18 protein-coding genes are annotated in these 22824 nt (G+C 71.7%); 11 read left to right on the forward strand and 7 right to left on the reverse strand.

Going from position 1 to position 22824, the window contains the following annotated elements; all coding sequences use genetic code 11:
- The first annotated feature begins 14 nt into the window (after positions 1 to 14).
- On the forward strand, positions 15 to 605 hold the full coding sequence (locus HW837_RS24790; protein ID WP_045557449.1) for a TetR/AcrR family transcriptional regulator: 591 nt from the start codon (positions 15 to 17) through the stop codon (positions 603 to 605).
- A gap of 37 nt (positions 606 to 642) precedes the next feature.
- Here the strand turns inward: HW837_RS24790 and HW837_RS24795 are convergent, their stop codons facing one another.
- Complete coding sequence (locus HW837_RS24795) at positions 643 to 1107, reverse strand: VOC family protein (RefSeq protein ID WP_045557448.1); 465 nt, start codon at positions 1105 to 1107, stop codon at positions 643 to 645.
- 21 nt (positions 1108 to 1128) lie between these two features.
- Between HW837_RS24795 and HW837_RS24800 the strand changes: the two genes are divergently transcribed.
- Both HW837_RS24800 and HW837_RS24805 read left to right on the forward strand, forming a co-directional pair.
- Positions 1129 to 1797, forward strand: coding sequence for a CGNR zinc finger domain-containing protein (locus HW837_RS24800; RefSeq protein ID WP_045557447.1), 669 nt, complete (start codon positions 1129 to 1131; stop codon positions 1795 to 1797).
- A gap of 16 nt (positions 1798 to 1813) precedes the next feature.
- Complete coding sequence (locus HW837_RS24805) at positions 1814 to 2218, forward strand: SRPBCC family protein (RefSeq protein WP_045557746.1); 405 nt, start codon at positions 1814 to 1816, stop codon at positions 2216 to 2218.
- 44 nt (positions 2219 to 2262) lie between these two features.
- Here the strand turns inward: HW837_RS24805 and HW837_RS24810 are convergent, their stop codons facing one another.
- Positions 2263 to 2469, reverse strand: coding sequence for a hypothetical protein (locus HW837_RS24810; protein WP_045557446.1), 207 nt, complete (start codon positions 2467 to 2469; stop codon positions 2263 to 2265).
- Between the two features lie 318 nt (positions 2470 to 2787).
- Positions 2788 to 4233: an MFS transporter gene (locus tag HW837_RS24815; RefSeq protein ID WP_045557745.1), complete on the reverse strand. Its 1446-nt coding sequence runs from the start codon at positions 4231 to 4233 to the stop codon at positions 2788 to 2790.
- Between the two features lie 82 nt (positions 4234 to 4315).
- On the opposite strand from HW837_RS24815, the gene dusB reads away from it, so the two are divergent.
- Positions 4316 to 5470 carry a tRNA dihydrouridine synthase DusB gene (gene dusB / locus HW837_RS24820; RefSeq protein WP_045557744.1) on the forward strand — a complete coding sequence of 385 codons (1155 nt, stop codon included), beginning with the start codon at positions 4316 to 4318 and terminating at the stop codon, positions 5468 to 5470.
- 98 nt (positions 5471 to 5568) lie between these two features.
- Positions 5569 to 6750 (forward strand): polysaccharide pyruvyl transferase family protein, encoded by a 1182-nt coding sequence (locus tag HW837_RS24825; RefSeq protein WP_193380073.1) that lies wholly within the window; start codon positions 5569 to 5571, stop codon positions 6748 to 6750.
- A gap of 547 nt (positions 6751 to 7297) precedes the next feature.
- Here HW837_RS24825 and HW837_RS24830 read toward each other — a convergent pair.
- Entirely contained in the window at positions 7298 to 9238 is a 1941-nt protein-coding gene (locus HW837_RS24830; protein WP_193380072.1) for an amylo-alpha-1,6-glucosidase, read from the reverse strand.
- Positions 9235 to 10794, reverse strand: coding sequence for an MGH1-like glycoside hydrolase domain-containing protein (locus HW837_RS24835; protein ID WP_193380071.1), 1560 nt, complete (start codon positions 10792 to 10794; stop codon positions 9235 to 9237). The genes HW837_RS24830 and HW837_RS24835 overlap by 4 nt, the downstream gene beginning before the upstream one ends.
- A 166-nt stretch (positions 10795 to 10960) precedes the next feature.
- Between HW837_RS24835 and HW837_RS24840 the strand changes: the two genes are divergently transcribed.
- The 6 genes from HW837_RS24840 to HW837_RS24865 all read left to right on the forward strand — a co-directional run bounded on the left by HW837_RS24840 (position 10961) and on the right by HW837_RS24865 (position 19650).
- Positions 10961 to 12181, forward strand: a complete 1221-nt coding sequence (locus tag HW837_RS24840; protein ID WP_177261764.1) for an ROK family protein — start codon at positions 10961 to 10963, stop codon at positions 12179 to 12181.
- 406 nt (positions 12182 to 12587) lie between these two features.
- On the forward strand, positions 12588 to 15338 hold the full coding sequence (ppdK, locus tag HW837_RS24845; protein WP_045557443.1) for a pyruvate, phosphate dikinase: 2751 nt from the start codon (positions 12588 to 12590) through the stop codon (positions 15336 to 15338).
- A 227-nt stretch (positions 15339 to 15565) separates the two neighbouring features.
- Complete coding sequence (locus HW837_RS24850; protein WP_256254880.1) at positions 15566 to 16027, forward strand: hypothetical protein; 462 nt, start codon at positions 15566 to 15568, stop codon at positions 16025 to 16027.
- 102 nt (positions 16028 to 16129) lie between these two features.
- Positions 16130 to 16777: an ABC transporter ATP-binding protein gene (locus tag HW837_RS24855; protein WP_237270369.1), complete on the forward strand. Its 648-nt coding sequence runs from the start codon at positions 16130 to 16132 to the stop codon at positions 16775 to 16777.
- Positions 16774 to 19074 carry an FtsX-like permease family protein gene (locus HW837_RS24860; protein ID WP_093789175.1) on the forward strand — a complete coding sequence of 767 codons (2301 nt, stop codon included), beginning with the start codon at positions 16774 to 16776 and terminating at the stop codon, positions 19072 to 19074. Before HW837_RS24855 ends, HW837_RS24860 begins: the two co-directional genes overlap by 4 nt.
- A 213-nt stretch (positions 19075 to 19287) precedes the next feature.
- Positions 19288 to 19650 carry a hypothetical protein gene (locus HW837_RS24865; protein ID WP_045557440.1) on the forward strand — a complete coding sequence of 121 codons (363 nt, stop codon included), beginning with the start codon at positions 19288 to 19290 and terminating at the stop codon, positions 19648 to 19650.
- Positions 19651 to 19738: 88 nt separating this feature from the next.
- Here HW837_RS24865 and HW837_RS24870 read toward each other — a convergent pair whose 3' ends face one another.
- The gene (locus HW837_RS24870) at positions 19739 to 21331 is read right to left on the reverse strand and encodes a condensation domain-containing protein (RefSeq protein WP_193380070.1); all 1593 of its coding nucleotides are present in this window, start codon (positions 21329 to 21331) and stop codon (positions 19739 to 19741) included.
- 102 nt (positions 21332 to 21433) lie between these two features.
- Complete coding sequence (locus HW837_RS24875) at positions 21434 to 22768, reverse strand: glycosyltransferase (protein ID WP_193380106.1); 1335 nt, start codon at positions 22766 to 22768, stop codon at positions 21434 to 21436.
- Positions 22769 to 22824 lie beyond the last annotated feature (56 nt).

The following is a 22824-nucleotide window of genomic DNA, read 5'->3' on the forward strand; positions in this document are numbered from 1 at the left end:
GTACGGTTCCCTCCATGTCACCGACGTCCGAGACCCTGACCGCCGAGCGCATCCTCGAAGCGACCGAGGAGGTCCTGCGCCGCCACGGGCCCGCCAAGGCCACCGTGGTCGACGTGGCCCGCGCGCTCGGCGTCAGCCACGGCAGCGTCTACCGCCACTTCCGGACGAAGGCGGTGCTGCGCGGTGCGGTGACCAAGCGCTGGCTGGACCGGACGACGGCCACCCTGACCGCCCTCGCCGCCGGGGACCGCGATCCCGAGGGCCGGCTGCGCGCCTGGCTGGCCGCGCTCTTCGAGGCCAAGCGCCGCAAGGCGGGCGACGACCCCGAGCTGTTCGCCACGTACCAGGTCCTCACGGAGGAGAACGGCGAGGTGGTCGGCGCCCATATCGCCGACCTGACCGACCAGTTGACCCGGATCGTCCGCTCCGGCGTGGACTCCGGGGAGTTCGCCTCCACCGACCCGGCCGGCACCGCCCGGGCCGTCTTCCAGGCCACGGCCCGCTTCCACGACCCCTCCTACGCCCCCGTCTGGCGCCAGCCGGACATCGAGGCCCAGTTCGAGGCGGTCGTGGAACTGCTGGTGCGGGGCCTGCGCGCCCGCTGAGGCCGGTCTCCCGGCCGGGGCGCCCGACCGGCGCGGGTCACGCCACGCAGAACTCGTTGCCCTCCGGGTCGCGCATGACCCACCAGTGGCCCGCCGGGCCCCGGTCGAACTCCTCGACACGGGTGGCGCCCAGGGTCTCCAGGCGGGTCGCCAGGGCCTCCAGGCCGTCGGGGCCCGCGTGGACGTCGATGTGGAGGCGGTTCTTGACCGTCTTGGGTTCCGGCACGTCCTGGAAGAGCAGCCGGCGGCCCTTGCCGATGCCCGTGAAGGGGTCGTACGGGTCGTCGGGGTGGCGGACGGCGGCGTAGCCGCGGAAGACATGGTGGCCGTCGTGCTCGGCCACGGCCGCCTCCGGGAGGTCGCCCGTGGCGAGGAGGTGGGTGATCAGGGTGCTCGGGTCCTCCACCTCGTAGCCCAGCGCCGCGGCCCAGAAGTCGGCCAGGGGCTGGGCGTCCCGGGTGTCGATGACCAGTTTCCAGTTCAGTGCGGTGGTCGTAGCCATGTAACCGGTTATATTGGTTACATGGGTTCGACGTCCAGGGCATCGGCTGCGCAGGGGGTGTCGGGAGTGTCGGCGGCGTACGGCATCCGGCTCCGGTCTCACTCCGGGAAGGTCTACCGCTTCGATCCGGGCGCCCTGTGTCTGGAGCTGCTCGTCACCGGCGGCCCCGGCGCCCTGACCCGCCACGAGGTGCTGCACACCCCCGCTGACCTGGTCGAATGGGCCGAACAGTCCCGGCTCACCCCGACGCCCCCCGCCCTCCACGTCACGGCGGACGACATCGCGTACGCCCGGCGGCTGCGCGACGCGCTGACCCGTACGGCCGTCTCCCGTGTCGTCGGCGGCGCCGGGCTCCCCGAGCTGGGCATCGCCCCGGCGGACACCGCCGACCTCGACCTCGTCAACGAGGCCGCGGCCCGGCCCCCGCTGGCCCCGGCGATCGGCCCGGACGGTACCCGGGGCTGGGCCGCCGGTACGGCGACCGGCGCGCAGCTCCTGTCCACCGTCGCCCGCGACGCCGTCGACCTCCTCACCGGGCCGTACGCGCAGCGGATCCGGATGTGCGCCGGCGACCGCTGTTACCTCCTCTACGTCGACACCTCACGCCCGGGTCGCCGCCGCTGGTGCTCGATGGAGCACTGCGGCAACCGCCACAAGGTCCGCGCCCATCGCGTACGGCAGAAGTCCTAGAGAAAGGGTGATCCTCATGTCCGCTCGATCCACCGGACTCACCAAGGACGCCGGATGGCAGGTCGGTGTCTCCCGCACCCTGCCCCAGTCACCCGCCGCCGTCTGGGAGTTCATCAGCGGGCCGCGCGGGCTGGAGCTGTGGCTCGGGGCCGGGGCGCGGCTCACGCCCGAGCCCGGTGCCGGATACGAGACCGACGCGGGCGCCACGGGTGAGGTGCGCGGATACCGCCCCGGCGACCGGATCCGGGTGACGTACGGCGACACGACTGTCCAGGTCGCCGTCTCGGCGGCCGGCGGTGGCAGGTCCGTGCTCGTCTTCCACCAGGAGCGCATGGCGGGCCCCGAGGAGCGGGAACGCCAACGGGCGCACTGGCGGGGCGTGATGGAACGGGTCGCCGAGGAACTCGATCGACCGGCCTGACGGCGGGGGCCCGAGGACCTGTGGAGGCCTGGGAGCTTCGGCGGTCACGAGCTTGTCGGGTCCACCGTCGCCTGATGGGCCTCGGCGAGGTGTTCCTCGGCCTTCAGCCAGGGCAGGAACTGCGCGCCCTGGCGCCAGCCGCAGGTGTCGCAGCTGAGGGTGCGCTGCACGCCCGAGCGCCGGACGTGCACGGTGTGCTCCCGGCCGTGCTGGTCCCAGCGGCTCACCCTGCTCGTGTTGATCTGCGCCATGACGTCTCCAGCCGACACCTCCACGGCTCCGCGACCGTGAAGTCCGTGTGGTCCGTGGTGTGGTGCGTGCGGTCCGTGAGGAGTGTGCGGCAAGACCAACATCAACAGGGGGGATGGACCGAGGAGTTGTCCCAGGCGTTACCTCATGTGCGGTCTTGAGGAACAGAGAAAGGTGCGGCCCGGTGGGGCTTCTCGCGCAGTTCCCCGCGCTCCTTGAAAGCATGGGCGCGCCCAGTGCCTTTAGGGGCGCGGGGAACTGCGCGAGCAACCACGACGCACCCGCACCCGCCCTACCAGCGAAACGCCCCCGCACCTGCCCTACGAGCGGAGCGACTCCGCGTCCCGCATCTCCGGGGACTCCAGGCGCTTCGCCGTGCGGGCGGCGGTCTCGCGGGCCCAGGTGCCTGTGGTGAGCGCGCCCAGGACGAGGACGGCGAAGCCGCAGGCCGCGACGATCCACCAGGCGGGGCGGGCGGCCGTGACGAAGGAGTCGGCGTACGAGGAGGAGCCGATGCCCGCCGCCAGGACCGCTCCTATCACCGCGACGCCCAGCGTCTGGCCGATCTGGCGGCTGGTGGAGGCGACCGCCGCGGCGACCCCGGCCTGCGCGCGCGGCATGCCGGAGACGGCCGTGTTGGTGATGGGCGCGTTGACGAAGCCGAAGCCGAGGCCGAAGAGGACGTAGCCGATGACGAGGGTGACGTTGCCGGTCTCGGCCTCGAACGCCGCGAAGAGCACCCCGCTCGCGGTCATCGCGACGCCGGCGATCAGCAGGGGCAGACGCGGCCCCCGGCTGCCGACCAGCCGCCCGGCGATCGGCGCGGAGACGAAGCACAGCAGCGCCATCGGGAGCATCCACAGCCCGGCGTGCAGGGCGTCGAGGCCGCGGACGTTCTGGAGGTACAGCGTGGACAGGAAGAGGAAGCCGCCGAGCGCGGCGAACGCGCTGACCGCTGTCACCGTCGCCCCGCTGAACGGCGCCGAATGGAAGAAGCGCAGGTCGATGAGGGGTTCGGCGCGGCGCGGCTCGTAGCGCAGGAGGGCCAGGAGCGCGGCGAGCGCGACACCGCCGAGAGCCAGGGTCTCGGCGACCGGGGCCGTCGGCGCCTCGATGATCGCGTAGGTGAGGGAGCCGAGCAGCGCGATCACGAGGAGCTGCCCCACGGGGTCGGGGCGGCGGGCCTTCGGGGCGCGGGACTCGGGGACGTACCGCCAGGTCAGCAGCAGCGCGGCCAGACCGACCGGCAGGTTGATCCAGAAGATCGAGCGCCAGCCGACCGACTCCACGAGCAGCCCGCCGATGATCGGTCCGGCGGCCATCGAGATGCCCACCACCGCACCCCAGATCCCGATCGCCCGCGCCCGCTCGCGCGGGTCCGTGAACGTGTTGGTGATGATCGACATCGCGACCGGGTTGAGCATCGAGCCGCCGACCGCCTGCACCATCCGGAAGGCGACCAGTGATTCCAGGTTCGGGGCGAGGGAGCACAGCAGGGAGCCGATCGCGAAGACGACCAGGCCCGCCATGAAGACCCGCTTGCGGCCGATCCGGTCCGCGGTGGAGCCGGCCAGCATCAGCAGCGCGGCCAGGACCAGCGTGTAGGCGTCGATGGTCCACTGCAGACCGGCGAGGCTCGCGTTCAGGTCACGCTGCATCGAGGGCAGGGCGACGTTCAGGACGGTGTTGTCCAGGCTCACGATCAGGAGGCTGGTGCAGCAGATCGCGAGCACCAGCAGACGGTGGCGGCGGCTGAGCTCGGGCATGCGGCCCATCGTACGCCCAACTCAATAGTGCGCCTAACTAATGAATGGCGGGGTGTGCGTCCGTGTGCGTGACAATGGGGAGATGTCCACGCCCTCGAACGCGCCCGCCCCGCCGCTCCGGATCGGCCCGCACACCGTCGCCCCGCCCGTCGTCCTGGCCCCGATGGCCGGCATCACGAACGCGCCCTTCCGCACCCTGTGCCGGGAGTTCAGCGGCGGCAAGGGGCTGTTCGTCAGCGAGATGATCACCACGCGGGCGCTGGTCGAGCGCAACGAGAAGACCATGCAGCTGATCCACTTCGACGCGACCGAGAAGCCGCGCTCGATCCAGCTCTACGGCGTGGACCCGGCCACCGTCGGCAAGGCCGTCCGCATGATCGCGGAGGAGGGCCTCGCCGACCACATCGACCTCAACTTCGGCTGCCCGGTCCCCAAGGTGACCCGCAAGGGCGGCGGCTCCGCCCTCCCCTACAAGCGCAACCTCCTCCGCGCGATCCTCCGCGAGGCGGTGAGCGGCGCCGGTGACCTCCCGGTCACCATGAAGATGCGCAAGGGCATCGACGACGACCACATCACCTACCTCGACGCCGGCCGGATCGCCGTCGAGGAGGGCGTCACCGCGATCGCCCTGCACGGCCGCACCGCCGCCCAGCACTACGGCGGCACCGCCGACTGGGACGCCATCGCCCGCCTCAAGGAGCACGTCCCCGAGATCCCCGTCCTCGGCAACGGCGACATCTGGTCGGCGGAGGACGCGCTGCGCATGGTCCGCGAGACCGGCTGCGACGGCGTGGTCGTGGGGCGCGGCTGCCTCGGCCGCCCGTGGCTGTTCGCGGACCTGGTGGCGGCCTTCGAGGGGCGGACGCAGGACATCGCGCGGCCCGCGCTCCGTGAGGTCGCCGACATCATGGTCCGGCACGCCACGCTCCTCGGCGAGTGGATCGGTGACGAGTCCAAGGGGGTCGTCGACTTCCGCAAGCACGTCGCCTGGTACCTCAAGGGCTTCGCGGTCGGCTCCGAGATGCGCAAACGCCTCGCCATCACCTCCTCCCTCGCCGAACTCCGCTCCGGACTCGACGAGTTGGACCTCGACCAGCCCTGGCCCGCCGGCGCCGACGGCCCGCGCGGCCGCACCTCCGGCAACAACCGCGTCGTCCTGCCGGACGGCTGGCTCAAGGACCCGTACGACTGCGCGGGCGTCGGCGAGGAAGCCGAACTGGACACGTCCGGGGGGTAGTTGATCGGGACTGCCCGTTCTGCCGGTGTTCCGGTCGATGTGCGGCCGGTTTCCGTCATCTCGGAATGAGTACGGAAATGTCCGGGTAGCGCCTTTTGGTGTGCGGAGCGAACGAGACCCCGAAGAAGCCGGCCAGGACACCGCCGAAGCGGCCCTCACGCAGACCGACGCCCCGGCCGGCGGCCCGGCTGCGGGAACCGTCCCGGCCCTCCGCCCCCTACGCGTCGCCCCCGTCCCACGTCCCCCACTGCGCCCACCACGTCGCATACGTCCTGACCGTCCTGGACCGGCTGGTCCCGGCCGGCACCCGGTGCGCGCTCATCGGCGCCCCGCTCAACTCCGACGTCGGCGACAGCGCGATCTGGCTCGGCCAGCGCGCCCTGCTCGGCGCGCTCGGGGCCGAGGTGCGCTACGCCTGCGACCTGATGTCGTACGACGCCGGGCAGTTGGCGGCCTGTCTCCCGGACGGTCCGATCATGCTGACGGGCGGCGGCACCCTCGGTGACCTGTGGGAGGACAGCCAACTCCTGCGCGAACAGGTCCTGCGCGACTTCCCGGACCGCCGGATCGTCCAGCTGCCCCAGTCCGTGCACTTCACGGACTACGCCAACCTCACCCGGGCCCGCCGCGTCTTCGACGCCCACCCCGACCTGACGCTGCTGCTGCGCGACCGGCACAGCCTGCACCGCTGCCGCACGGTCTTCGAGGCCCGCTCGCTGCTCGCCCCCGACCTGGCCTTCGCCGTGCCGCCGGACGCCCTCACCGGCGGCACGGCCGCCCATGACGTGGTCTGGCTGGCCAGGGAGGACAAGGAATCAGCGAAGGGCCCACCGGCCGGGCGGGGCGCGGCACGCAAGGAGCGCGGCGGCCCGTACGTCTTCGACTGGACCCGGGAGGGCGACGACACCGGCTGGCGGCGGGCCAAGGAGGCGCTGTGGCGGAGCCGGGCCCGCGCCCTGTGCCGCGCCGGTTCGGGCGACCCGCCCGGCGCCGCGCCCGCGCTCCTCGCCGCCTACGACGGCCTCGCCCGCCTCCAACTGGCGCGGGGCTGCCGCCTGTTGACCGCAGGCCGGGTCGCCGTCACCGACCGCCTCCACGGCCACGTCCTCGCCCTCCTCCTCGACCTGCCCCACGTCCTGCTGGCCGACCGCTACGGCAAGTCCCGCAGCCACTGGGACACCTGGACGACCCACCGCCCCCCGACAACGGAATGGGCCTGGACGGAAGCGGAAGCGAGGCGGACAGCGGAACGCCTACTGAAGACCGTCCGGGCCGCGTAAGGGGGATGGGGAAGGCTGCGGTGGGGCGTCGGGGCGTCGGGGGCGTCGGGGGCGTCGGGGCCGCGAGGCGTTGGGGCCGCGGGGCGGGGGGACGGCAGGGTGTTGGGGCGTCGGGGCCGCGGGGCGCCGGGGCGGCCGGGTTCGGGTGCGAGGGTTGCGGGCCCGGGTGCGGGGGTTGGGGGCTCGGGCGCGGGGTTCGGAGTCGGGGTTCAGGTGAGGGGGCGGGGGGCGTTGGGGCTGCGGGGTGTCGGGCGGCCGGGTTCGGGTTCGGGGGGTTGGGGGTTCGGAGTCGGGGTTCGGGTGCGGGGGTTCGGGTTCGGGTTCGGGGGGTTGGGGGTTCGGAGTCGGGGTTCAGGTTGGGGTGCGGGCGCCGGGGGCCGGAGTCGGCATCGAGGTCCGGGCGCCGGGCTTCCGGCCCGAAAGGCAAGGGGCGCAGCCCCTGCCTTTCAGGGGCGCGGGGAACTGCGCGAGAAGCCCCACCCACCCGCACCCGCCGACGAACCCCCACCCCCACGACCCCTAGGCGCCCCACCCCACCGACGGCGTCCTACGCGCCCCCGACCGCCGTCAACAAAGCCAACGGCGCCGCCGCGGACCGCGACTCCCGCACGCACGCGTGCGGATACGGCACCGGCGCCGGATGCGTGTCCCTCCCGTACCCGGCCAACACCTCCGGCAGCCGATGCCCGGCCGCCGTCGCCGCGTCCACCATGCCGGAGGCCACCGCCCGCGCCTCGTCGTGCAGCCCGTACCGCGCCAGCCCCAGCGTGATCAGCGCGTTGTCGTGCGGCCACACCGACCCCCGGTGGTACGACAGCGGGTGGTACGCCGGCTGCCCGGCGGCCAGCGTCCGCACGCCCCACCCGGAGAAGAAGTCCGGCTCCAGCAACCGCCGCCCCACCACCTTCCCGTACTCCTTGTCCAGCAGCCCCGACCACAGCAGATGCCCCGCGTCCGAGGCGAGCGCGTCGACCTGCCCGCCCTCCGCGTCCAGCGCCAGCGCGGGGAAACCGTGTCCGGGCATCCAGAAGTCCCGCTGGAACCGGTCGCGGAGATCACCCGCCGCCTGCTCCAGGAGCGCCGCGTACACCTCGTCCTCCCACACCGTGCGGGCCAGCACGGCGGTGCGGCGCAGCGCGTCGTACGCGTAGCCCTGCGCGCCCGCCGCCATCACCGGCCCGGCGGCGGGCCGGCTGCCGTCGGCGGAGCAGATCGCGCCGGGGGAGTCCTTCCAGTTCTGGTTGGCGAGGCCGCCCTGGTCGGCGCGGTAGACGAGGTAGCCGCGGGACGTGAGGCCGCCGTGGTCGAGCATCCAGCCGATCGCCGCCCGCGCGTGGGGTTCCAGACGGCGGGCCAGGGTGACGTCCCCGGTCTGCTCGACGTACGTGCCGAGCAGGACGAGGAAGAGCGGCGTCGCGTCCACCGAGCCGTAGTAACGGCCGTACGGGACCTGCCCGAAGTGCGCCAGCTCTCCATGGCGCATCTCGTGCACGATCTTGCCGGGCTGGGCCACCGAGTCGACCCCGACCTCGGTCGCCTGGGCGGCGGCGAGCGCGAGCAGCGTGGCGGCGGCCGGCTCCGGCCGGTAGGGGAGCGCGAAGAGCGAGGTCAGCAGGGCGTCCCGGCCGAGGAGGGTGAGGAACCAGGGCGCCCCGGCGGCGGGCACCCGCAGGGTCTCGCCGTCCGGGCCGGTCGCCGGGACCTGGAGCGCGGCGAGATCGGCGAGGCCGCGCGCGCACGCGGCGGCCAGCTCCGGCCAGCCGGTGGGGAAGGCCACGCCCTCCACGAACTCGTCCTCCGCCGACCGCAGTTGTTCGTGCACGGCGGCCGGGGAACGCGGCACCCGCAGGGCCCGGCGGTCGCCGTGCGTGCGCGCCATCACCCGGCAGGTCAGCTCCGCCGAGCCGTGCGGCGCCACGTCCAGGGCCCAGACGAGCCGCCGTGCGCCCGTCCCGGTCTCCTCCACGCCGTCCGGCGCGGGCTCGGCCGTCACCGTCGTACAGGATCGCCACTCGCCGCGCCGGTAGCTGAACTCCACCCCGTCGTCGAGGACTTCGCGCTTCCTGATGACGCCGCTCTTGGCGTACGTGCGGAAGTCGGAGCGCAGCTCGAACTGGTCGGTGAAGTCGGCGTCGACGGTGATCGCGATCCGGACCGTCGTCGGCACCGGCCGGTTGCTGGTGACGCGCAGGGTCTCCACGAACGCGCTGTCGGAGACGGCCTGTTCACGGAAGAGCGTGTACGCGGGCGGCTCCCGGCGGCCACCCCGGGGCACGAGCACACAGCGGGCGACGTCGCCGTCCGTGACCGGTGTGAGCGTCTCGGGGACCGCGCCGTCGACGGTCAACTGCCACCGGCTCAGATGCCGGGCGTCCCGGACGAACAGACCGTCCGGCGAACTGCCGCCCCGTACGCCGCTGATGTCGCCGCCGTCGCCCACGGCGGCGAACGTCCCGCCGCGCACGAGCAGGTGATGCCGGTCCGTCATCCCCGGTCCCCTCCCTGGTCACTCATGCCGAACTTGGCCTCGTTGGTGTCGTTGGTGTCGTGCTGCCGTGCGTGGTGGCGCTCCCGGGCGTGGTGCCGCTCCCGGGCGCGCGGGTGACCGTGGTCGTCCTGGTGCAGCAGGTCGAGGGTGAGCGCGGCCGTCCAGCCGAAGCCGGCCGCCCCGCACGCCGCTCCGGTGAACGGGTCCACGTACTCGGCGAACCCGGACGCCACCGCCGTCTCCAGCAGCGCTGTCCGTAGCACGTCGGCCCGCCGCCGCTCCCCGTGCAGCCGGAGCCCGCGCTCCAGCATCCAGTTGGTGTTGAACCAGGCGGGGCCGCGCCAGTAGCGGTGCGGATCGAAGGCCTCGCCGGTCAGGTCGTACGACGGTACGAGCACCGTCGTGTCGCCGAGCCCGAAGCGCGGGCCGTGCACGGTGCGGACGAGGGCGGCGGCGATGTCGCGGGGCAGCCCCGGGAGCAGCAGGGGGATCAGGCCGGAGACACCGCGCTCGGGGAGGAGGGTGCCGGTGGTGACGTCCCGGCAGAGGAACATGCCCTCCGCCGGGTCCCACAGCCGTTCCACCAGGGCCGCCGTCAGCCGTTCGGCGCGCTCGTGCCGGGCCGTCCCCGGCGCGCCCAACTCCTTCGCGACATGGGCGAGGGCGTGCTCGGAGGCGATCAGCAGCGCGTTGAACGCCGGATCCTCGACGGCGAACTCCGCCTCCCCGGGCCCGCGTCCCCGGGCCGACCGGTCACCCGCCCGGTCCCGGTGTCCGGCGTCCCGGTGTCCGGCATCGCGATATCCCGCGTCCCGGTAGTCCGCCGCCAGCCGCACGTACCGCCCGTAGTCCAGATCCGTCGGCCGGTCCTCGGCCGCCCCGTGGTCGAGGTCGGCCCGCCGGAAGGAGCGCGCCGGGGCCGGGGTGATCCGGGCGAGGGGCGCGTCCCAGGCGGGGCTGTTGTCCATGCCCTGCTCCCAGGGGTGGACGACCGAGGCCAGTCCGCCCCCGCCCAGGTCGCGGCGGTCCAGCAGATAGCGGTGCCAGGCGGCAAGACCCGGATAGACCCGGGCCAGGAAGCCGCGCGCCCGGGACAGCTCCGGGTCGGCCCGGTGCACCAGCCACGCCGCCAGCGCGTGCACCGGCGGCTGCACGATGCCCGAGGTCTCGGTGGTGCGCGGGGCGCCGGCGGCGCGTCCCGCGGTCGAGGAGCGCCAGAAGTCGGGGCTCGGGAAGTACGCGTCCAGCGGCACCGAGGGGTTGAAGACGATGTGCGGGATCCGCCCGTCCCCCCACTGCGCGGCGAGCAGCGTCTCCAGCTCGGTCTGCGCCCGCAGCGGCGACAGGTGCCGCAGGCCGATCGCGACGAACGCCGAGTCCCACGACCACTGGTGGGGATACAGCGTGCGCGACGGCACGGTGGACCGGCCCGTCCAGTTGGCCGCCAGCACCTCGGCCGCCGCGCGGTGCGGCGAACCGGCCGGATCGTATACGTCGTCCCCGGCTCGGGCTCTCGTGCCTGGCCGACGGGCGGTGAGCTGGGTTGTGCGGTCCACGCGGGGCTCCCTGAGGAGAAGGTGCCGACCGGTTCGGCGGTAGCTACCGTAGGGTTACGTCTACTTAACACGCAAAACTCAATATGTAATGCAGAGTTGGTGAACGCAAGAGGGTGAGCGGGAACGGATTCCCCGGGGGCCGCGACAATGGCGGCACCGAGACGACATGAGCGGAAGGGCCGTGAAGGTGGGCAGTCACGCCGGTGCAGGAGATCTGCTGGAGCTGGTCCGCAGCGGGCGGGCCACCACCCGCGGCGCGCTCCAGCAGGCCACGGGCCTCTCCCGGGCGACCGTCGGCCAGCGCCTGGACCGGCTCTTCCGCGCGGGCTGGCTCCGCGAGGGCGCCGGTGGCCCCGTCGACTCGCCGCTGGGCGGACGCCCCTCCATCACCCTGGAGTTCGACGACGAGCACGCGGTCGTCCTCGCCGCCGACCTCGACACCCGCCACGCCCGCGCCGCCGTCCTCTCCCTCACCGGCGAGATCCAGGCCGAGCACACCGGCATCCTGGTCATCGAGGAGGGCCCCGACGCCGTACTGGACGAACTCGGGCGCTGGTTCGCCGAGTTGCTGGAGAAGGCGGGCCGCCCGGCCGGCGCGGTCTGCGGCATCGGCCTCGCGGTCCCCGGCCCGGTCGACTCCGACACAGGCCGCGTCGTCCAGCCGCCGATCATGCCCGGCTGGGACGGCTACGACATAAGAGGCCGCCTGGCCCGCGCCTTCACCGACCACGCGTCCGGGCCGGCCGGGACACCGGTCCTGGTCGACAACGACGCCAACCTCATGGCGTACGGCGAACAGCGCGCGGGATACGCCGACTGCTCGGCGTTCGCGCTGGTCAAGGTCTCCACGGGCATCGGCGCCGGGGTCGTGGTCGGCGGCTCGATATACCGGGGGACCGACGGCGGCGCCGGCGACATCGGCCACATCCGGGTGCCGCAGGGCGCGGAGGCGCTGTGCAAGTGCGGCTCGTACGGCTGTCTGGCGGCGGTCGCGAGCGGCGGCGCCGTGGCCCGGCGGCTGGCGGAGGCCGGGGTTCCGGCGGCCTCCGGCTCGGATGTGCGGGATCTGCTGGTCGCCGGCCACCCGGGGGCGACGGCGCTCGCGCGGGAGGCGGGCCGGGTCGTCGGCGACGTCCTGGCGACGGTCGTGACCCTGCTGAACCCGGGCGTTCTGATGATCGCCGGCGATTTGGCCGGAACCCCCTTCCTCACGGGCGTCCGCGAACTGCTCTACCAGCGCGCCCTGCCTCGCTCCACGGCCCATCTGGACGTGGTGACCTCGAAGCTGGGGGAGCGGGCGGGGCTGGTGGGAGCGGGTGCACTGGTCGTCGAGCATCTGTACGCGCCGGAGCGGGCCGAGCAGCGGCTGGTCGCGCTGGGGGTGTGACGGGGGTGTTTCCGTCCCGTGGAGCGGTCCGCATGGTGAAATCGGGCCCCTTCGAACGGCGTGATTCTCGCCACCTCTGATAGCGGTTGCGCTCAGATGAGCGAATCGTGGGCGGCTCTGCGACTTCAAAGGGTGGCACTGGGTGCCACCCTTTGATCGTTCATCGAGCGAACTCAGGCGTGCCGAATGCCGCTCAGGTGAGCGAAATGGCGACCGGGTGGGGATGGTCGCCTTCAAGAAGTAAACGCATATCCGCTCTGCTCCTTGCCAAGCCTTGACTTTCGATCTCCTGGCGGACGGGTGGTTACAGGCGCATGACGCGCAAGTGGACGTACCCAGGTGCCTTCGATCTGGGTATGTTCCTCGCCGTCAGGGCAGCCACCGCGTCCTCAAGGAGTTGGGACCTGTGTCGGAAAACAAAGATCCCCACGTAGGCCACCACGTAGCTCAGAGCGTTGAGGGCGTGAAGTTTGTTTATGACTTCACCGAAGGCAACAAGGACCTCAAGGACCTCCTCGGCGGCAAGGGCGCCAACCTCGCCGAGATGACCAACCTCGGTCTCCCCGTGCCTCCCGGCTTCACCATCACCACCGAGGCGTGCAAGGTCTACCTCGACAGCGGCGACGAGCCCGCGGCACTCCGTGACGAGGTCACCGCCCACCTCGCGGCCCTCGAGGAGCGGATGGGCAAGAAGCTCGGCCAGGCCGACGACCCGCTGCTCGTCTCGGTCCGCTCCGGCGCCAAGTTCTCGATGCCCGGCATGATGGACACGGTCCTCAACATCGGGCTGTCGGACAAGTCGGTCCAGGGCCTGGCCAAGCAGGCCGGCGACGACCGCTTCGCGTGGGACTCCTACCGCCGCCTCATCCAGATGTTCGGCAAGACGGTGCTCGGCGTCGACGGCGACCTCTTCGAGGAGGCGCTGGAGGCGGCGAAGGCGGCCAAGAAGGTCACGGTCGACACGGAGCTGGAGGCGGCCGACCTCAAGAAGCTCGTCACCAAGTTCAAGAAGATCGTCAAGACCGAGGCCGGCCGGGACTTCCCGCAGGACCCCCGCGAGCAGATGGACCTCGCCATCCACGCGGTCTTCGACTCCTGGAACACCGACCGCGCCAAGCTCTACCGCCGCCAGGAGCGCATCCCCGGCGACCTCGGCACGGCGGTCAACGTCTGCTCGATGGTCTTCGGCAACCTCGGCCCCGACTCCGGCACCGGCGTCGCCTTCACCCGCGACCCCGCCTCCGGCCACCAGGGCGTGTACGGCGACTACCTGCAGAACGCGCAGGGCGAGGACGTGGTGGCGGGCATCCGCAACACCGTCCCGCTGGCGGAGCTGGAGGCCATCGACAAGAAGTCGTACGACCAGCTGATGCAGATCATGGAGACCCTGGAGAACCACTACAAGGATCTCTGCGACATCGAGTTCACCATCGAGCGCGGCCAGCTGTGGATGCTCCAGACGCGGGTGGGCAAGCGCACCGCCGGCGCGGCCTTCCGTATCGCGACCCAGCTGGTGGACCAGGGCCTGATCGACGAGGCGGAGGCCCTCCAGCGGGTCACGGGCGCCCAGCTCGCGCAGCTGATGTTCCCCCGCTTCGACGAGGACGCGAAGGTCGCCCAGGTCGGCCGCGGCATCGCCGCCTCGCCGGGCGCGGCGGTCGGCAAGGCGGTCTTCGACTCGTACACGGCCGTGAAGTGGTCGCGTTCGGGCGAGAAGGTCATCCTGGTCCGCCGCGAGACCAACCCCGACGACCTCGACGGCATGATCGCGGCCGAGGGCATCCTGACCTCGCGCGGCGGCAAGACCTCCCACGCGGCCGTCGTCGCGCGCGGCATGGGCAAGACCTGTGTCTGCGGCGCGGAGGAGCTGGAGGTCGACACCAAGCGCCGGCGGATGACGGTGCCCGGCGGCCATGTGGTGGAAGAGGGCGACCTCATCTCCATCGACGGTTCGAGCGGCAAGGTCTACCTGGGCGAGGTCCCGGTCGTCCCGTCCCCCGTCGTGGAGTACTTCGAGGGCCGGATGCACGCGGGTGCCCAGGACGCCGACGAACTGGTCGAGGCGGTCCACCGCATCATGGCCTTCGCCGACCGCAAGCGCCGCCTGCGGGTCCGCGCCAACGCCGACAACGCCGAGGACGCGCTGCGCGCCCGCCGCTTCGGCGCCCAGGGCATCGGTCTGTGCCGTACGGAGCACATGTTCCTCGGCGACCGTCGTGAGCTGGTGGAACGCCTGATCCTGGCCGACACGCAGGTGGAGCGCGAGGAGTCCCTCAAGGCGCTGCTCCCGCTCCAGAAGCAGGACTTCGTCGAACTCTTCTCGGCGATGGACGGCCTCCCGGTGACGGTCCGTCTCCTCGACCCGCCGCTGCACGAGTTCCTCCCCGACATCACGGAACTCTCGGTCCGCGTGGCCCTCGCGGAGTCCCGCCAGGAGCCCCACGAGAACGAGCTGCGGCTGCTCCAGGCCGTGCACCGCCTGCACGAGCAGAACCCGATGCTGGGTCTGCGCGGCGTACGCCTCGGCCTGGTCATCCCCGGCCTGTTCACCATGCAGGTCCGCGCCATCGCCGAGGCGGCGGCCGAGCGCAAGAACGCGAAGGGCGACCCGCGCGCCGAGATCATGATTCCGCTCGTCGGCACGGTGCAGGAGCTGGAGATCGTCCGCGAGGAGGCCGACGCGGTGATCGCGGAGGTCGAGGCGGCGAGGGGGGTGTCGCTGAAGCTGTCGATCGGCACGATGATCGAACTGCCGCGCGCCGCCCTCACGGCCGGTCAGATCGCCGAGGCGGCGGAGTTCTTCTCCTTCGGCACGAACGACCTGACGCAGACGGTGTGGGGCTTCAGCCGCGACGACGTCGAGGCGTCCTTCTTCACGGCCTACCTGGAGAAGGGCATCTTCGGGGTCAGCCCGTTCGAGACGATCGACAAGGACGGCGTGGGCTCCCTGGTGAAGCTGGCGGCGGAGGCGGGCCGGGCGACCCGCCCCGACCTCAAGCTCGGCGTCTGCGGCGAGCACGGCGGTGACCCGGAGTCGGTCCACTTCTTCCACGAGGTCGGCCTCGACTACGTCTCCTGCTCCCCGTTCCGCATCCCCGTGGCCCGCCTGGAGGCGGGGCGCGCGGCGTCGCAGTCGACGGGCAGCGACCACCGGTAGCCTCCGGCTCCCACCAGCCCCGGAACCGCCGCTCGTCCCCGACCGACCCTCACCGATGGGCGGCGGCTCCGGTCCACGAAAAGAAGGCGGCACCCCGTGCGGGGGGTGCCGCCTTCTGTGTTTTGGGTGGTTGTGCTTCGTGTGCTTCAAGATCACCTGATTCGGTGGCGGTTGGGCGGATCGATCGTTTCTGTGCGAAGTCGGGACGTTACAGTCCGTGATTCACGGTGGTGGTCGAGCTGCCGGTCGACACGGAGGTACGCATGAAGAGGGCGATGGTCGGGGTCGTGGCTGCGGGGCTGTTTCTCGCGGGGGCGGGGGTCGCGCTGGCGGCGTCGAAGCAACAGGGGAGCATCCCGACGCTCGATACGCGGGGCGTCAAGTTCTTGGAGGGGGAGTACAAGTTCAACCCGCCAGGCGTCAACCACGGATCTTTCGAGTGGACCGGGAAGCTCAGGGACGACAACGCGCGCGACGGCCACAACGTGTACGTGCAGGTGAAGGTCGAGGGGCATGGCTGGGCCCGCTACTACGGAAAGCAGGGCAGGACGGTGGAGATGCGCCACTCCAACTGGAGTGGTTCTCAGAGCTACACGGACGACGCGGACGTCCGAGTGTGCCGTGACCGCGGTTCTCTGCGCCCGGACAACTGCTCGCCGACCGTGAGCTTCCACTACAACCGCGACTGAGGCTTCCCGCGCCCACAGCCCAGGCAGTACAGCCTGGGCTCCTGCACTTCCTAGGGGTATGAGATCGACACTTCAGAAGTACTGTCCGCCAAGGGGGTCGACCTGCTCTACGGGGAGACGCCCGCCGTCAGGGGCGCGGAGATCTCCCTGCGCCGGGGAGAGGTCGCGGCGATCACCGGGCAGAGTGGCTCGGGGAAGTCTTCCCTGTTGTACTGCCTGGCAGGGGTACTGCCGGTGGCTCGGGGTGAGGTCCGCTTCGAGGGACGACGCCTCGCGGAACTCGACGACGAGGAACTCAGCCAACTGCGCAGGGAGCGGTTCGGGTTCGTCTTCCAGTACGGCGAACTGCTCCCCGAGTTGACGGTGGAGGAGAACACGGCCCTCCCGCTGCGGCTCGCCGGACAGCGCAAGAAGGAGGCGCTGGCCACAGCTGGAGAGGTGCTCGGCCGCCTGGGTCTCGCGGACCTGCGGGAGCGGCGGCCCTCCCAGGTGTCCGGCGGGCAGAGCCAACGTGTGGCGGTGGCACGGGCGCTGGTGCACCGGCCGGCGGTGGTATTCGCCGACGAGCCGACCGGATCGCTCGACAGCTCCAATGCCACCGCCGTGCTGGATGAGTTCCTCGCTCTCGCCCGGTCCCAGGGGACGGCTGTGGTGCTGGTGACGCACGACTCCGAGGTCGCCTCCCGCGCGGACAGCCGCTTCACGATGTGCGACGGGGTTCTCTCGGCCGAGGTGCGGGAGGTGTCGTGAAGGAACTCCTCTTGGGGCTTCGGCTGCTCCTGGGGGCCGGACACGGGAGCCGGGTGCGCTTCCTCCTCATGGTCGCGGGCAGCGCGATCGGTGTGTGCTGTCTGGCTGTTGTCCTCGCCATTCCCGGGATCCTGGAAGCGCAGGACGGGCGCAAGGCGGCACGTGTCCCGGACTGCAAGCGGGAAGCCAGCGGCGTGAAGTGTGTCGTGACGGAGGGTGATCCGTTCGAGCTCACCCGCATGGACCCCTACGGCTCAGAACCTCTCACTCGGGTCTTTGTGGCTCGGGGCACCAGGCGTATCGAGCCTCCGCCGGGCCTGAGGGAACTCCCCGCCCCCGGCGAGGTGTTCGTATCCCCGCGGCTGCGCGAGGCGCTTCAGCGGGAACCCGCGCTGGCCCAGCTTCTACCGGGTGACGACAGCGGGACCATCAGTGCCCAGGGGTTGGCTCACCCCGACGAGCTGTACGCGTACGTGGGCGTCGGCCGGGAGGAACTCGAAGACGGTGGCGACCGTGTGACGACCTTCGGCAAGAGCTACGCCGACTTTCCCACCCTGGAATCCTCGACGCTCGACATCGTGCGTTTCACTCTCGCCGGCGTCGTGCTCCTCCCCCTGGCGGTGTTCCTCTCCGTGTGCGCCAGGCTCTCGGCGGCGGCGCGCGCCAGGCGACTGGCCGCTCTGCGATTGCTGGGCCTGAGCAGGAAGGGCACCCAGCGGGTCAACGCCGCCGAGACCGTCGCGGCCGCGGCGTTCGGTACCGCGCTCGGACTGGGCGCCTACTCGATCACGAACCAGCTCGTCTCGCGCATCGGCCTGCCCGGCTTCAAGTGGTATCCCGGCGACGGGGCGTTGTCGCTGTCCACGGTGTTGATCTGCGGCGTCGGCTGCCCGGCACTCGCGTGGTACGTGGGCCGGGCCAGTGCGCGCAACGCGGCGGCGAACCCGCTGGCCGTTCGGCGGAGCGCCGTGGAGAAGGCGCCCCGAAAGTGGGGGCTGCTTCCACTGCTCCCGGGCATGGGCATCGTGATCGGTTACTGCGTCGCCGGGTTGACGGACAACGCACCCCGGGACACGACACTCTCTTCGTTCCTCATGCCCCTTGCCGTCGTTCTGGTCGGCACCGGGCTCGTGATGATGCTTCCGGTCTTCTCACGGGCCCTCTCGCAGAGGGTGGCCCGCGCCACCCACTCGGTCTCCCTCGGTCTGGCCATGCGGCGCAACGAAATGGAACCCGGGGGCGCGTTGCGGGTGGCCACCGGTCTGGTGATGTTGGTCTTCGCCGCTTCGCTGGTGCAGGGCGTGCTGATCGAACTGGACCAGGTCTCCAAGAACACGTCGCCGACCCAGACGTACGACATCTCGCTCGCGGGGACGACGGCAGACCGGCAGCGGGCTTGGGAGAAGGTCGAGGGCGTCCGGGGACACGCGGTCGTCATGCGATCGCGGCCGAGTTCCGGGTTCGGTCAGTTCGACCCGAGCCTGAACGTCGTGCTCGCCACGTGTGATCAACTGCGGCAGCTGGTGAGGGGGGCCCACGGCTGCGTCGACGGCCGCCCGATGCGGCTGTGGGACCCGAACCAGGTCGCGTCCGAGCAGAGCAAGCCGGGAACTCGCTTCCCCTTCGATCTGCGGCACGAAGGGCATCGGCGCGTGATGCACGTGAAGGTGCCGCGAGATGTCCTGCGGTACACCGACGACCACGAACTCCCGGTCATCGACAGCGGTTCCGTCCTGCTCCCTCCGTCTGCGATCCCCGCCGGTCACCGTCCCGACGTCGCCACCCTCACCCTCATCAGCAGCTCAGCCCCCGAAACCGTCCGTGCCGTGCTCGACGGCATCGGAGGCGTGGACCCGACCACCAAGGTCGGTACGCGGGGGGTCGTCGTCACGTCCTTGCAGCAGATCACCGTGGTGAAGAGCCTGTTGGGTATCGGCATGGTGTTGGGGCTCGTCATCGGTGTCGCCGCATACCTCGTCGCCGCCACCGACCGTGCCGTCGAGCGGAAGCCCCAGGTCACCGCTCTGTCGCTGCTCGGGGCCCGGCCCCGTACGCTGCGGGCCGTGCAAGTCGCCCAGGTCGTCGTGCCGTTGGCCGTCGGTCTGGCCCTCGCCGTCGTGCTGGGCAAGCTCGCCGAGTCCAGCTACCTCGTGACCGGCGGCGGTGCCGTCTACTGGGACGGCGCCGGCATCCCCCTGCTGCTCGCCTGCGCGCTCGGCGCGGTCGCCGTCGCAGCCCTCGGTGCCCTGCCGCTCGTCGGCCGCCGTATCGACCCGGAACTGATCCGGCGGGACTGAGCCACCGGAGGTGGAAGCTCCGGGGAGTGACAGGCGGCGCCGTCGGCAGAGGCGCCGCCTGTCGCTGTTCCCGCTCCGGCCCAGGTCACCGGAGCCGGGCGCCCGCGCTCACCACCGGTCGGCGCGAGCCGTATTTCCCGTGCCTCTCCCCCCGACGTGTCGGTAGTGTCGCCGCCCGGCGGGCCGAATCGAGGTCGCCGTGGTCGGGGAGTGATGAGTTCTGTGGGCGGGCAGCGAGAGACGACGACCCTGTGGCGGCCGACCGGCCCCGTGGAGCTGGGGCTGGTGCGGGAGGCGGGATGGCGGGCCTGGCCTCCCCGGCTCCCCGAGCAGCCGATCTTCTATCCGGTGCTCGACGAGGCGTACGCCGTCAAGATCGCCCGCGACTGGAACGTGAAGCACGACGGGGCCGGGTACGTCACCCGGTTCGAGGTCGACACGGAGTTCCTGCGGCGCTACCCGGTGCGCCAGGCCGGCGGGAGGACGATCCTCGAACTCTGGGTGCCGGCGGAGGAGCTGGAGGAGTTCAACGCGCACCTCGTGGGTGAGATCGAGGTCGTGCACGAGTTCCGCTGAACGGCGGCGCGGCAGCGGCGGCGATGTGGCCGCGGCGGGCGGTGGGGCGGCGGGGCGGTCGCCCGGCCCGCCGGCCCCCGTCGACGGATCAGCTCCGCACGGCCGGCCTCCCCCGGGAGGGGCGGGGGATGGACACCGGCACGCTGTCCCGAACGCCCTCGCCCGCGATCTCCCGGAGGACCCGTACGAGCTCGTCGTGGAGGGCGTCGCCGATCTCGTGTGCCTGGGGTGTGTCGACGTGCAGCATGTTGACGTGCAGGCCGGTGGCTGTGCGGTGGAACCAGTGGCTGATGCCGTTGCCACGGGCGGCCCAGACGTGCAACTTCGGCTTCCAGAGCGGGTGGTGGGCGCCGCCGGGCGTCCTGCGGAAGTCGATGTAGGAGAAGAAGTTCACCGGGTACGGCCAGTGGTGCAGCGCGAAGGTCTCCGGGGCGAGCAGCTCCCACGCCCGTACGAAGGGGATCTCGGTGTGCCGCTGCAACTCGTCGTACGCCGCGCGGGCCCGCGCGATGGTGGTGGCGTGGTCCGCGCCGCCCTCGCCCACCCGGAACTCGATCGGCATCGTGTTCACGAACCAGCCGACGGAGTGCTGCCACGGGTTCGGCGCCCCTCGGCCGACCCTCGCGTCCTCGCGCTCCGTGCGTTCGCTGATGGGGAGCAGGCCCCGGTAGACCCCCGGCCCACCGAAGCGGTGCTGAGCTGTCGCGGCGGCGGCCAGTACGGCGGTGAAGACGCTGCCGCCCGAGGCACGGGCGCCCGCCGCCAGGGCGTCGGTGCGGGGCGGGTCCAGGAGGGGGAGAGCCCGGTTCACCAGCGGGTACAGGCCGCCCTCCGGGACGCCCAGGTCGAAGGGGAACCTGGGGAAGAAGCCGCCCTCGCCCCGGATGAAGTCCTTCCAGTGGCTCAGGCGGTCGTCGTCGGGGCGGAGCGCGGCGTAGCGGCGTCGCTGCTCGTCCCCGAAGGTCAAGTAGCTTGCGGCGGAGGGGAGTTCGGGGTCGCGCCCGGCGGAGAGGGCGGCGTAGGAGGTCTGGAGTTCGTTCACGACGACGGGCATGGACAGGCCGTCGCACACGATGTGGTCGAAGCAGAGGTAGACCGTCGCACTGTCGTCCCGGACCACCGCGCCCATGAGGAACAGCGGCCAGGAGAGCGTGTCGATGCTCTTGAAGGTCTTGTCGAGGTGGGTGTGCAGGTCGTCGCCGCTGTGGAAGCGGCCGACCTCCTCCGCCTCCAGGACGACGGCCTCGGGCGCCAGCGCGGTGCAGCTGAGATCACCGGCCAGACGCTGGAACCGGCTACGGAGCACCTCGTGGCGCCGTACGAGGAGCAGGAGCGCCGCTTCGAGTGCCGCGGTGTCCGGCCGTCCCTCGATCTCGAAGGTGACCGTGATGGAGCTGGCGATCCCGTCGCTCGTGCTCCGCGTCGCCTCGGACGACGAGTGGTGCTTGTCCTGGTTGAACGAGGCCGACTTGAACGAGGCCGATCTGAACGAAGCGGATGTGGACGAGGTGGATTCACGCTCGGCCGATGCGTTCGCGGCCGATGTGGGTGAGGGTGTTGTGGACTCGGCCGGATCGGTGGGGGAATCCTCTCCGGAGTCGGGCGAGTGCTTTGTGTAGAGGGACCAGGAGACGACGGTCCCGGGCTCGATGGTGGCGTCGGAGAAGGGAATTTGCTGCACTCGGGGGCTTTCTGTTCATGACTTGTGGGGGGAAGTCGAGGGGGGATTAGTGGAAGGGGATTGCTGGAAAAAGGATTACTGGACGGGGATTGCTGGACGGGATCACATGACGTGCGCCAGTAGGGAATTCACCGCCGCGTCGACGCCGTCCTCGGCGCGGACCAGGTGGGCGATCTCGTTCGCCCTGACTTCCATACGGCGGTCCGTCACCGCCGTGGTGATCGCCTCCGCGAGCCCGGGCGCGGTGAGCGTGCGGGCGGTGACGGGAGCGGGGGCGACGCCCAGTGCGCGCATACGGGCGGACCAGTGGGTCTGGTCACCCATGTGCGGGCAGAGGATCTGGGGGCGGCCCGCGGCGAGGGCGGCTCCGACCGTCCCCCGGCCGCCGTGGTGGACGATCGCGGCCGTGCGCGGGAAGAGCCAGTCGTGCGGGGCCTCGTCGATCACCAGGACGTTCGGCGACAGGGGTGCCGAGTTCCTGCCGGGCGCGCCGATGCCGCCCCAGCCGGTCGCGACGACGGCCCGTACGCCGGTGCGGCGGACCGCCTCGGTGACCAGGGCGTGGTTCCGGCGGGCCCGGGTGCCGGTCATGCTGCCGAAGCCGATGTAGACGGGGGGCGGGCCCGCGTCCAGGAACCGGCTCAGCACCCCGGGCGGCGTCCAGTCGGGGCGCGCGGGCAGGTACCAGAACCCCGTGGTGCGTACGGCGTCGCCCCACGCCGGGTCGACCGGCGTGATGTGCCGGCTGAACGGCTGGAGCACCGGGCGTCGCCGGCCCTCGGGGTCCCGCAGCCACCGCCGGGCACCGTGGCGGCGCGGCGCCAGCCCCAGTTCGCCCGTCCGCCAGCGTTCCACGGCACGGGACCGCTGGGCCGCCGCGACCACGGCGTACGTGCTCCGGTTCAGGACGCGCGGCACCCGGGGGAGAGGCATCAGCGGGCAGGGGAACGCGTCGGTGGGGATCCAGCCCGGCTGGAGCGCCACGACGACGGCGGGCACGCCCAGTATGTCGGCGACGTGCTGGACGGGGAACGCCGCCGAATGCACCACCGCCGCCACGTCACCGTGGTCGTGGGCGACGGCCGCCACGTCCCGCAGCGGGGCGATCATCAGGTGCTTCAGCCGGGCGACGGTCCGCGCGGCCGCGATCTTGCCCCGCATCCCCAGGAGACCCTCGTCGATGATCCGCCGGGTCGCCGTCTCGTCGAGAATCCGGGTCGGGCCGTCGTCGATCGCGGCGAAATCGACGCCGTACGCGGCCGCTTCGGACGTATATGCGGAAGGGGCCGCCAATAACGGCCGATGGCCGTGGCGACGCAGCGCCACGGCCAATGCGAGAAAGGGTTGTACATCCCCGCGAGTACCGCATGCCGCGAGAAGAACCTTGCGCGGACGGGTGCCGACTCCGAGGCTCTGCGGCCCCGATTCATTGGGCATGACCACGCGCTGAACCTAGCAGACGGAAAATCGAACAAGTCTGGGTTGGTAATGAG

The organism is Streptomyces caniscabiei (assembly GCF_014930365.1).
In the GTDB taxonomy this organism is placed as follows: Bacteria; Actinomycetota; Actinomycetes; order Streptomycetales; family Streptomycetaceae; genus Streptomyces; species Streptomyces caniscabiei.

Coding starts and splice junctions, on each gene's coding strand:
- HW837_RS24790 (WP_045557449.1), top strand. CDS start 15: ATGTCACCGACGTCCGAGACCCTGACCGCCGAGCGCATCCTCGAAGCG.
- HW837_RS24795 (WP_045557448.1), bottom strand. CDS start 1,107: ATGGCTACGACCACCGCACTGAACTGGAAACTGGTCATCGACACCCGG.
- HW837_RS24800 (WP_045557447.1), top strand. CDS start 1,129: ATGGGTTCGACGTCCAGGGCATCGGCTGCGCAGGGGGTGTCGGGAGTG.
- HW837_RS24805 (WP_045557746.1), top strand. CDS start 1,814: ATGTCCGCTCGATCCACCGGACTCACCAAGGACGCCGGATGGCAGGTC.
- HW837_RS24810 (WP_045557446.1), bottom strand. CDS start 2,469: ATGGCGCAGATCAACACGAGCAGGGTGAGCCGCTGGGACCAGCACGGC.
- HW837_RS24815 (WP_045557745.1), bottom strand. CDS start 4,233: ATGCCCGAGCTCAGCCGCCGCCACCGTCTGCTGGTGCTCGCGATCTGC.
- dusB (WP_045557744.1), top strand. CDS start 4,316: ATGTCCACGCCCTCGAACGCGCCCGCCCCGCCGCTCCGGATCGGCCCG.
- HW837_RS24830 (WP_193380072.1), bottom strand. CDS start 9,238: ATGACGGACCGGCATCACCTGCTCGTGCGCGGCGGGACGTTCGCCGCC.
- HW837_RS24840 (WP_177261764.1), top strand. CDS start 10,961: ATGAGCGGAAGGGCCGTGAAGGTGGGCAGTCACGCCGGTGCAGGAGAT.
- HW837_RS24865 (WP_045557440.1), top strand. CDS start 19,288: ATGAGTTCTGTGGGCGGGCAGCGAGAGACGACGACCCTGTGGCGGCCG.
- HW837_RS24875 (WP_193380106.1), bottom strand. CDS start 22,768: ATGCCCAATGAATCGGGGCCGCAGAGCCTCGGAGTCGGCACCCGTCCG.